Source organism: Natrarchaeobaculum sulfurireducens (assembly GCF_003430825.1).
GTDB lineage: Archaea > Halobacteriota > Halobacteria > Halobacteriales > Natrialbaceae > Natrarchaeobaculum > Natrarchaeobaculum sulfurireducens.
Genome location: NZ_CP024045.1, coordinates 91,649 through 101,047, shown reverse-complemented (window position 1 = coordinate 101,047; position 9,399 = coordinate 91,649). Strand labels below are relative to the sequence as shown.

Below are 9,399 nucleotides of genomic sequence, written 5' to 3'. Positions count from 1 at the left end.
CCCTCCCCACTATTTCCAGTAAAGTACTACGAAAGAGGGTCGGATAGTGAGAGAGAACTCTGAATCAGGGAAAAGTTTATATCCTTACCATCCGAGTTAGTCCGTAGGAGAGCTAGAGGGATTTACTGTTGGGTTTGATTCTAGTGAAACAAAATAACACCACAGCTCAGGAGACCCTTGCTACTAGCTTTACTGGAAACAGTGGGGGGGGAGTGGATAAGACACGATCATCAGTTCATTGTGTGAGCGTATTAGTGGAAATGGTGGTGTCTGACTCTCGTCAGACGACCTACACCGATTAACCAACAAGTGGACGGGTTTCCGCCTTGTGTTGGTTAATTACGCTTCGCGAGTAGAACGCTGTTCTAACCGAGATCAACGAACAAATGAAATCAGTATTCCCAACTTCCACACCACTGTTTCCAGTAAATCGATGTCTCCCCGACCAACCGACCTCAACGAGGACTATTTTTCCGGATCAACTGGGCCTTTGTATTTTGAGCGTATCTTTTCTCCATCCCGCCACTGCCAATAGTAGTAGCGGTTGTCGTTAATCTCCTTCACTGTGATCGTGGCCTTCGACGGGACGTCATCTGGAAGGTCCTCTGGTTCCTCCTCGATCTGGTTGTCCCCTTCGTTTTCCGCTAGTCGTGCCTCTCGCTCGCGGTATTCCGCAAGATCCTTAGTGTACCTGGCGACGTGCCGAAGGAGTTCAGGCGAGTAGTGGTCAAGTGTATCGACGACGTCGGCGGGAAGTTCCTGTGGGGGTGTCGGTGGCTCGTAGGACATGGCAACTCAATCCGTGTTAACCAACAAAAACGTTGCTGACATAGTATTGTTGGTTAAGACTGTGTTTGACCGTTCTCCTTCAATCCTCCCTCTGGTGTAACACTACTCGAAACTTGTTTAAATATAAAATTCGTACTGTGTTACAACGTGCTGCGACGAATCGAACTCGAGGTCCTCGCTACCGTCGAACGTGGTGATACGATCTCGGAGCTCGCGACGAAGCTCGACCACAGCGAGAGTTACCTCTCCCGTGCTGTCGGAGATCTCGTCGAGAAGAGGCTGGTCTATACGGAACGTGACGGCCGCCGTAAATGTGTCACACCCTCAGATTCCCGGGCTGTTGAAATATACCAGGATCTCGTCCGCCAGCACTCTCATATCGACTTTTCCGAGTTACTGACGGGAAAAGCCCTCGAGGTACTGTATTACCTCGACCAGCCACGGACCGTTACTGACGTCGCCGAACGGAGCGGCAACTATCGCAACACCGTCAACCGGATTCTCAAACAGCTGCGCGACCGTGGCCTCGTCGGCACTGATGACAGCCGCTACCATTTCAACGGTGACTTCGACCGACTGCACAAGTTTGCTCGCGAACTTGTGCACCATCTGCATCGACAGCGTCTCGAATCGGTTGCGCCGAACGGGACGATTCTCTGGAGGGACTACGACGAATTTCTTTCCCAGACCGAGATAGAGATCGAGGCAGAGAACTTCCACGAGACCGGGCTTGCGCGGTTCGCGGCCTTCGATCTCCAGTTTCTGCTGACCCACCACCGATACTACCTCTACTCTGAGGACCTAGAGGACGTCTCGCCGGCGGAGCTCTGCTGTCACACGTTGCTGATCGACGATGGGTCCCGTCACCACTCGTACTGTCTCCTGTTGCTCAGCCACGTCGACATCGACAAGAGCGACCTCCGAGAGCAAGCCGCGAAATACGGCCTCGATGACGAAATCGACACCCTGCTCCGATATCTCGAGACGCAGGGAGCAGTCGACAGCGACCGCCTCCCCGAGTGGGACGAGTTCCAGAAGCTAGCTGCTGACTATGAGGTGGACCTACCCCAATGAGACCAACGTTCGGACGCGAGTACATCGAGAACGAGTTCCAACGAATCGCAGATGGATTATCTGACCCGCTCACGGTCTATCTGATTGGTGGGGGCGCGATGTCGCTACACGATCTTAAGGGCGCGACAAAGGATATCGATCTGGTCGTCGCTGACAGTGACGCGTACGGCCAGCTGTGGGCTGTCCTAATGGGCCTCGGGTATGCGGAGGTACAATCGCTGGACGCCGATTACCGGGCGCTGGGCGCGACCAGCTGCGTCGAGAACGCTGACAGGTGCCGCCTCGACATCTTCAATCAGCAGGTCGCGAACAAGCTCGTGCTGACTGAGGGAATGCGGGAACGCAGCAAGTCGTTCCTCGCGACGGATCAACTGACCGTCCGCCTAGTCAGGAACGAGGATATCTTCCTGTTCAAGTCGGTCGCAGGGCGGGACGACGACATTGAAGACATGAATATGCTCGTGCAGACTGGTCTCGACTACGACGTCGTCCGAGGTGAACTCGAAGCGCAGATCGACCGGCTCGGCGACGACCAATTCGCCACCTTCGTGAACGAGGCCTTGGTTGACCTCGAGGAGCAGTACGGAGTGACCACGCCAATCGAGGACCGCGTCCAGGAGCTAACGACGCGGTACTACCGTGGGCTCGAAGTGCTCCAGGCGCTTGACGTTCCGATGACCGTCGACGAACTAGCTGCCGATCTGGACCTAGACGTCGCTGAGGTCCGAGACCGGGTTGCATATCTTGCGGAGTTCGATCGGATCGTACATGATGACGAAACGGTCCGCCCGACGGAATAGCACTAGATAACCATCGTTCAACTACCTTACGAGGCGATGCTCGTGCTGTCTCGCCCCACATCTCTCTTAGGGGGTCGAACAACACCTACGGATCAACTAAGATCATCGTGATAGTCGGATCCAAGCCGTGCGTAAGCCTCTGCAGTAGCGTTTACTTCCCTGATCGAATCTGTAAGCGACAGCGGCTCTGGAAGGTGTTCATCGAGTTGTTGGAGATCATTCCGGACATCGAGGAGCGCTTCGTGAAGGTTGTCGACGGGACCTCGGTCAGCATCTGTGACATCTTGTTCTGGATGGTATTCTTGATCCCCATACTCAGCGTCAGGAACTGGGTCATCGATGCCAAGTGCTCTATCGAATCCAGGGACATCGTGTGGATCTTGATTTTGTTCGTTCGGTGTCATCGCTCGAGTACCTCAACCTCGGGGTGTTTCCCAGCTGGACCGGCAACTGCTTTTGCACGTTCGAGTTCACAGAGTTCGTGCTGGGCCTGTCGTTCGAGTGCCTCTGCTCGCTGACAACGTTCGATGGCTATCTCGTCGGTAGCATCTTCGTGACCAATCGTGAACCGCTTACCGCGGTGATCGCGCTGTTCGAGCATCAGTGACCTTCCTCCCGTTCAGCGTGCGGCATCCCGCGCATCTGCTTGGAGGTGGTCGTACCGAACCTCGCACCTGTTCGAACAGAAGCGGCCGGCGTATCCCGATCGATCGCGAGCAGGTACTGAGCAGGTTGGTACTCGACACTCACCGCCTCTGCTCATCTGGCGACACCTCGGTGAAGAAACGCCACTGTGTTTGTCAACTCCGTTGGTTTTTCGATTATTTCCATAATTCACCGTGAGAGCTCTCGTGAGCCCCCGCAGTCTTTCAGGGGCAGATAAACCAACGAGAACGAGTTTGTTGACCTTAGAAAGTCACAACTCACTGTGAATCTCTGGATCGTCGAGTCTGATTTGAATATACTTCACGCAGGCTCTGCTAGGACCCTTAGAATTTGACAGGAGTTACGTGCTGCATCCAGAGTATGAGGGCGCAGTAAAAAGGAGTCCCTTTTGACGATTCATTGGTCACAGGTAGGCACTGAAAAACTTACCGAGATTATATGCGATAGCTATACGTTACTTCAGCTCGATTAGTTGCTAAACTGGGTGAAAATGTGTTTAGGGAAAACTACGAACATCAGCAGGAGAAGCTCTTTTCGCCCGTCAAAGACCTTCCTACTGGACCGAAGAAGAAATTGCGAAATCACTGGTCTACCCATTTTTACGAACACGTCTTCACTCAGATAGATGAGAGAACGTTCGGACGGCTATACCATGGCGGGTATAGCCGTCCGAACAAGCCAGTCAACGAGTTGGTTTCGCTGGAGATTATCAAGCACCTGCTTGGACTGTCCGATAAGCAGCTCGAACATGCCTATCTGTTCGATTTTCGCGTCCGAAACGCCCTGGGTAAAGAAACACTCGGCGACAATATCTGTGCGAAGACGTTCACGAATTTCCGCCGACGGTTGATGGAGTACGAGGAAGAAACCGGTCGAGACCTGTTGCACGAGGTTTTCCAGGATCACCGAAGTTACATCCAAGACGAGTTCGAGATTGACGCCAGCACCCAGCGGATGGATTCAACGTTTATCGAGGCTAACGTCAAGCAACTCTCTCGAATCGACCTCATCGCTAAAGTCGTTCACAACTTCCTGGACGATCTCCCTGACGAGATCGTCCAGGAACTTCCGGCTGGTCTAGACGAATTCGCCGACACGGAGAACCTGGAACTGTCCTATGAACTGGACCCAGGTGAGGTTGGGTCGACCATGGAAACGCTCATCGAGCACGCTGTCTGGTTAATCGACGCGTTCGAAGCGGAGGAAAACTACGCTGAACTGGAGAGCTTTGCTCATCTCCAGCAAGTCCTCGACGAACAGTGCTACCGCATTCCTGATCTCGAAGATGATCACCGTGAGCACGATGAAGACGAGGATGACGACCATCCCGGTGACTCGCCGTCACCGGGATGGGAACCACTCAGAACGTTCACATCCAGCGACGGTGAGCCAAGCCACGAGCAGGCGACCGATGAGCCAGCTCAGCCCGACGAGGACGGTCCCGAGCACGATCGCATTGGGCTGAAAAAACCTGAGGAGATCAGTAGCGGTTCGATACAAAACCCGCATGACGTGGACGCGACTCACCGCCGGAAGGGCGGTGAGTCGTACTGCGGGTATAAAGCGAACGTCGCCGAGACCTGTGATGCGGAAAACCCGTTTCGCCTGATCACGACGATTCGCGTTGACACGAACAATACAGCCGATGGCGACCTGTTAGCCGAAGACGTCCCAGAATTGCCAGAAGAGACCGGGTTAACTGATCTCCTCGTCGACGGCGGCTACATGCACAAAGAAGTGGAGGCGTGCTGCGGTGATCACGGGATCACGCAGCACTTCACAGGACTAACGGGGCAGCCCCCGCCTGCCGAGAAGTTGTCGCTAGCAGAAGCAGAGTGGGATGAGCATCGAATGGTTGCCTGTCCTGCCGGACACGAACCATTCGAGCAGCGATACATGTCCGAGAGTGGTCGTATCTCAGGACGAATGGACAAAGAGTTCTGTGAAGGCTGTCCACACAAGGAGACCTGTTTCGTCAAGGAGAAAGAGGAGTTCTACAGTTACGGCTTCTACGAGCGAAAATTAGCTCTCGCCCACCGACGCAAGCGGTTGGACGATCCGGCAGAGAAGGAGTTTCTGAACTTACGCGCTGGGGCTGAGTCGTTGGTCAATGAGGTGTATCACCAGGACGGGGAGAAAACACGGTTCACCGGGACGATCAAGGTGAAAAACGCGTCGATAGCGAAAGCTATCGGGACAAATCTCAAGCGGGCCTCACGATTCCTCGAATCGGAGGCCCAGCGGAAGCAATCGGCGGGATAAACCGGGAAAGGATTGGTTTTTGTCGATATAGCGGATGGAGAGCGACGCATTTGGCTTAAGTGTGTGATCACTGCCGGAGATGAGCATGTCATCCGGGTCGGGGTGCTCCTGCCGGAACACCCCTTTCTCCTGCGCCCTCAGAGTATCAGTTCAGTACCGTGATTGATTTCTATTCGGTCGAATATGCATGAATAATACGTTAGGATTTCGTTGCCCTTGCACCGTCTACAGAAACTCAATCGCTGCTAGCAGCGCTAACACTCTCAGGTTCCGAAATCCGTAGTAACCCCGAGGCACCGAGTACATCCTCGTTCGTCCGATTCAGACAGCAGTCCTCCCTGTGAGCCTCCGCCGAAATCCGCCAGCGAATGATTCGTTGTTTCCTGCTCAATCGTCTCATCCAAGGTTTCGAGGTGCTTTCGGATATCCGTCGACGTGAGATACAGGTCGATGTACTCGTCGGGAGCGCATTCCTGATAGAAGTCGCGAAGGAAGTCGAATTTCCCGGTATACCAAACTTCCCGTATGTCGTAATCGTTGAAGAAAACCTCGGACGCGAAGTAGTCCCGATACTGTTGCACTTCCTCGCTTTCCCCGTGATCGCGTCGAATCCCAGCCGTGTTGGTGGTCATCCGGCCTGGGGCGTTGTCAGGCTCGCCGGCAACCTTCGTGTAGGCGCCAGCAAGGTACCAACTATAGGTAATAGGGAGGTCAAACTCCTTAATCGCGAAGTAGCACAGCTTCTCTTGCTCCGTTCGCGTGATGTTTCGACCGGGATCGTCGAACACGTCCTCTATTGCAAGCTCAATACCGCGTAGAAGCGCGTCTGCAAAGGGTTCCTCCTCACTATATGGGTTGTTCGCGCCGGGTGTGGGAGGAGTCATGATTAGGGTATTCCCGCTATGGTGCGGATAGGTCTTGTGATACTGCTTCGGCAGTTCGATACCTGCTGGTGAGTACTGTTCCTAGTATCGTATTCAACAGGGACAGTCAAAGATGGTGGCCTCGGACTGAAAGTAAAATTCGACAGGCATTTTCCGTCTCTGCCGATTCGAGTAGCCCTAATCACGATCTTCGTCTGAAATCGATTCGCGCCCTGTAATCAGCAGCCCTGCTGAAACCTATCACCAGTTGACGATTCGAACAAGGCTTAAATAACGAGTATCCTGGCAAGTAGTAACAGATCTAGACAGAAATTTCCTTCATGCAGACATTAGTAGACCTCAGATCTTCACAAGTACAATCCTCCTTTTCTATAAACGCCATATCCTCCCAGCTATCATCATCTTCAGATAGTCCATCCAACACGCCAAGATCACTTTCCGTGATGAACTCGCCTACCTCTGTAATAATCCGTTGAGCAAATTCACGGACAGCTTGGACAATCCCCTGATCGATTTTGACAACTATGTTCTTCACCAAATATGCAAACAACCTTAGCCCGGCTATTTCACGCATATACCCGAGTACAAAGGTTTCTGCAGGTCTGATCACTGCACGAGACACCTGCCGGACAACACCCCATTTCAAGAATATAACCTGGACCGCTAAACCCGCAACACTGGACAAGAACGCCTCCACTTTCTCAGCGGATTCCTCCTCGCTACTATCAAGATCAGCATGAGCCAGGTCACACGCATTCTCTGCGACCGCAGCTGCTGAAGCAACAATCGGAACCATCGTAGAACCCCACTTCACCAGTCTATTGAACCGGTCTACAATATCGACTGGGAAACCTGTCTGATAGCGGTTATTGGCAAGTTGAAGAACCCCTTCGATGAATTCTCCGTATTTTTCCACCTGATCAATATCGTCTTCTAACTCCTCCACCGGCTCGCTACTGATTTCATTGGCACCGGTCGAATCACAAACTTCCTGAGCAAACTTTTGAGCATCACTCATCGTCTGTTCAGGCGAGTCCGGTTGTTCTGAAAACCAGCCTTGGAAGGCTTGAACAGTTTCTGACTGAGCGGTTTCAAACGAGTGATCCAATACTCGGACTTTTGTCTTGATATCCATCTTGGAGACGCTTCGATCCGGATCCGTACTCACATATTTCCCGCCCACAGCGTTGCTACCGTCGATAGACAGTAAGAAATCTCTATTCGGGAGAAGATAACGTGCGTACTTGGTGTCTCCAGGCTCGATCTCTACAACGTCTCCAGACACTCCATCTCTATCGTACTGCTCAGGATTTGTTGTACAGTTCAACTCGATACCAAGCGGCTCCCAGCAATTTTCGAGCTCGAGTGAGTCTTCAAATTCGCTTCTGCTATTTTCTGGGATCAGAGCAAGATTCGCTTCCTTGTCGTCGGAAAGGATTGAATCGGAAGTGTCGATTTCGCATTCAAGAATGTGGCATTCACCGTATCGAATACTGTTATCTTTTGGTTCGGGAGGTACGATCTCTGTAGTCCAGTGGGGCTGTTCCTCGGTCAATTCTAATGTGCCGTGCCATTCATCAACGGTATATTCCTCGGAAAGCGTGTAGTCTTCTGCCGCCAGCGGTTCTGGTTTGGACGGTTCTTCGTTTGATTCTTCTACGTTGTTTTCCGCATCTTCGGATTCATTCCCTGGGGGGTAGTCGTTGTCTTCGCGATTTGTATCTTGCCCGGAGCAGCCCGCAAGTGTTACGATGCTCAGAGAAGATCCGGCTTTGAGAAGGTCTCGTCTGTCTATTTGGACCTCTCCCATTTACCGATGTAAGATCAATTACATGCACAAAAGACTTTCCCAACTATAGAATTTTCTCCTTTTTCTATTGAGATTCAAGTGTGATCTGATGAGTTCAGTACGACTCCGGAAAACATCAAAATATAATATTTTCAATAAAGACTTCACTCTGGATCGGGGCCATACTGCGGTGTTTCGCACCGACTACAATTCCAAATCGGTGTCCTGGGTTTAGATGGATCAGGCACGGACTCGCGGCTATCGAACCCATGAACCGTCTCTTGGTCGCACTGATGACAGAAGAGTCGTTTCTTTGTTGGGATACACGGTTCTTCTTGCGTAGCGTCTTGCGATTGCAGTTGTTCGTGAAGTGCAAGTGCCGGTACCAACCAACGGTGGGCTTTCTCGTCGAGTTGAAGCACATCCTCGAGGTCGTTGATCGATTGCCCCCACTCGTCGTAGAGCAGTGGTGGCTTGCCATGGACCATTGACCATCTGATGGACTCCTCATCGCCAACGTTGGCGAGTTGCTCAAGTAGCTGTTGTCCGGGTTCGGAATCGAGTGTAGCCGCTGAGGGCAGTGAGGACCAGGGATCGACGAGCTGTGGTGCTGGATCGTTGATGTCGTACACGAGTTGATACCCATCGATTGGCCCCTCGTCAGTGACGAGTTGGCGGCAGGCGGCTGTTCCTTTCGCCACAGCCTCGTAGTATGACCGTGCGTCTGTGACGATGAAAACCACGCTCAAGAGTGTCTCAGCAGATCGTGACGCGTCTTCATCGATTGGATCGATATGCTTGCTCAGACAGAACTGGCATTTGGTCTGGTCCGATGGAATTGATGCACCACATGAGCGACAGTCTGACTCCGATTCGCGCTCTTCGGTTTCTCTGCTTCCATACCTCATCCGCCTGGCACGAAGATTGCGGTCTTGTTTTTCTTCAAGGACGGGATCTACACCACGAAATGCCTCTCCAAGCGGCCGAAGTTCATGGCGATCATGTTCTCTTTGATCCATTGTCGTACTCTTCGTAGGCCGCGTCCTCCTATTTAAAATCGAGGTCGGGATCGATCAACGGATTTCTGAGGCGATTGTCCAGCTTTCAGTACGAGTTACCCCACGACACTTTCCAG

9 protein-coding genes are annotated in these 9,399 nt (G+C 52.5%); 3 read left to right on the top strand and 6 right to left on the bottom strand.

Going from position 1 to position 9,399, the window contains the following annotated elements:
• Positions 1-465: 465 nt before the first annotated feature.
• Complete coding sequence (locus AArc1_RS00400; protein ID WP_117362404.1) at positions 466-789, bottom strand: hypothetical protein; 324 nt, start codon at positions 787-789, stop codon at positions 466-468.
• Positions 790-936: 147 nt separating this feature from the next.
• Between AArc1_RS00400 and AArc1_RS00395 the strand changes: the two genes are divergently transcribed.
• Together AArc1_RS00395 and AArc1_RS00390 are read left to right on the top strand one after the other, a co-directional pair.
• A complete protein-coding gene (locus AArc1_RS00395; protein WP_117362403.1) occupies positions 937-1,863 on the top strand; it encodes an ArsR family transcriptional regulator in 927 nt (308 codons plus the stop codon).
• Complete coding sequence (locus AArc1_RS00390) at positions 1,860-2,663, top strand: DUF6036 family nucleotidyltransferase (protein ID WP_117362402.1); 804 nt, start codon at positions 1,860-1,862, stop codon at positions 2,661-2,663. The genes AArc1_RS00395 and AArc1_RS00390 overlap by 4 nt, the downstream gene beginning before the upstream one ends.
• 92 nt (positions 2,664-2,755) lie before the next feature.
• On the opposite strand, the gene AArc1_RS00385 is transcribed toward AArc1_RS00390, so the two are convergent.
• A complete protein-coding gene (locus AArc1_RS00385; protein ID WP_117362401.1) occupies positions 2,756-3,067 on the bottom strand; it encodes a hypothetical protein in 312 nt (103 codons plus the stop codon).
• On the bottom strand, positions 3,064-3,264 hold the full coding sequence (locus tag AArc1_RS00380) for a hypothetical protein (RefSeq protein WP_117362400.1): 201 nt from the start codon (positions 3,262-3,264) through the stop codon (positions 3,064-3,066). Before AArc1_RS00380 ends, AArc1_RS00385 begins: the two co-directional genes overlap by 4 nt.
• 557 nt (positions 3,265-3,821) lie before the next feature.
• Here AArc1_RS00380 and AArc1_RS00375 point away from each other — a divergent pair.
• On the top strand, positions 3,822-5,591 hold the full coding sequence (locus AArc1_RS00375; protein ID WP_117362399.1) for a transposase: 1,770 nt from the start codon (positions 3,822-3,824) through the stop codon (positions 5,589-5,591).
• A 263-nt stretch (positions 5,592-5,854) separates the two neighbouring features.
• Here AArc1_RS00375 and AArc1_RS00370 read toward each other — a convergent pair whose 3' ends face one another.
• The 3 genes from AArc1_RS00370 to AArc1_RS00360 form a co-directional block, all read right to left on the bottom strand.
• Entirely contained in the window at positions 5,855-6,475 is a 621-nt protein-coding gene (locus AArc1_RS00370; protein ID WP_186336577.1) for a hypothetical protein, read from the bottom strand.
• Positions 6,476-6,776: 301 nt separating this feature from the next.
• Entirely contained in the window at positions 6,777-8,285 is a 1,509-nt protein-coding gene (locus AArc1_RS00365) for a hypothetical protein (protein ID WP_117362398.1), read from the bottom strand.
• A gap of 143 nt (positions 8,286-8,428) precedes the next feature.
• On the bottom strand, positions 8,429-9,283 hold the full coding sequence (locus AArc1_RS00360; protein WP_117362397.1) for a biosurfactant protein 1: 855 nt from the start codon (positions 9,281-9,283) through the stop codon (positions 8,429-8,431).
• Between the last annotated feature and the right edge of the window lie 116 nt (positions 9,284-9,399).

Excerpts from the sequence above, each read along its gene's own strand:
- AArc1_RS00390 (WP_117362402.1), top strand. The coding sequence starts at position 1,860 with ATGAGACCAACGTTCGGACGCGAGTACATCGAGAACGAGTTCCAACGA.
- AArc1_RS00370 (WP_186336577.1), bottom strand. The coding sequence starts at position 6,475 with ATGACTCCTCCCACACCCGGCGCGAACAACCCATATAGTGAGGAGGAA.
- AArc1_RS00385 (WP_117362401.1), bottom strand. The coding sequence starts at position 3,067 with ATGACACCGAACGAACAAAATCAAGATCCACACGATGTCCCTGGATTC.
- AArc1_RS00360 (WP_117362397.1), bottom strand. The coding sequence starts at position 9,283 with ATGGATCAAAGAGAACATGATCGCCATGAACTTCGGCCGCTTGGAGAG.
- AArc1_RS00380 (WP_117362400.1), bottom strand. The coding sequence starts at position 3,264 with ATGCTCGAACAGCGCGATCACCGCGGTAAGCGGTTCACGATTGGTCAC.
- AArc1_RS00365 (WP_117362398.1), bottom strand. The coding sequence starts at position 8,285 with ATGGGAGAGGTCCAAATAGACAGACGAGACCTTCTCAAAGCCGGATCT.
- AArc1_RS00400 (WP_117362404.1), bottom strand. The coding sequence starts at position 789 with ATGTCCTACGAGCCACCGACACCCCCACAGGAACTTCCCGCCGACGTC.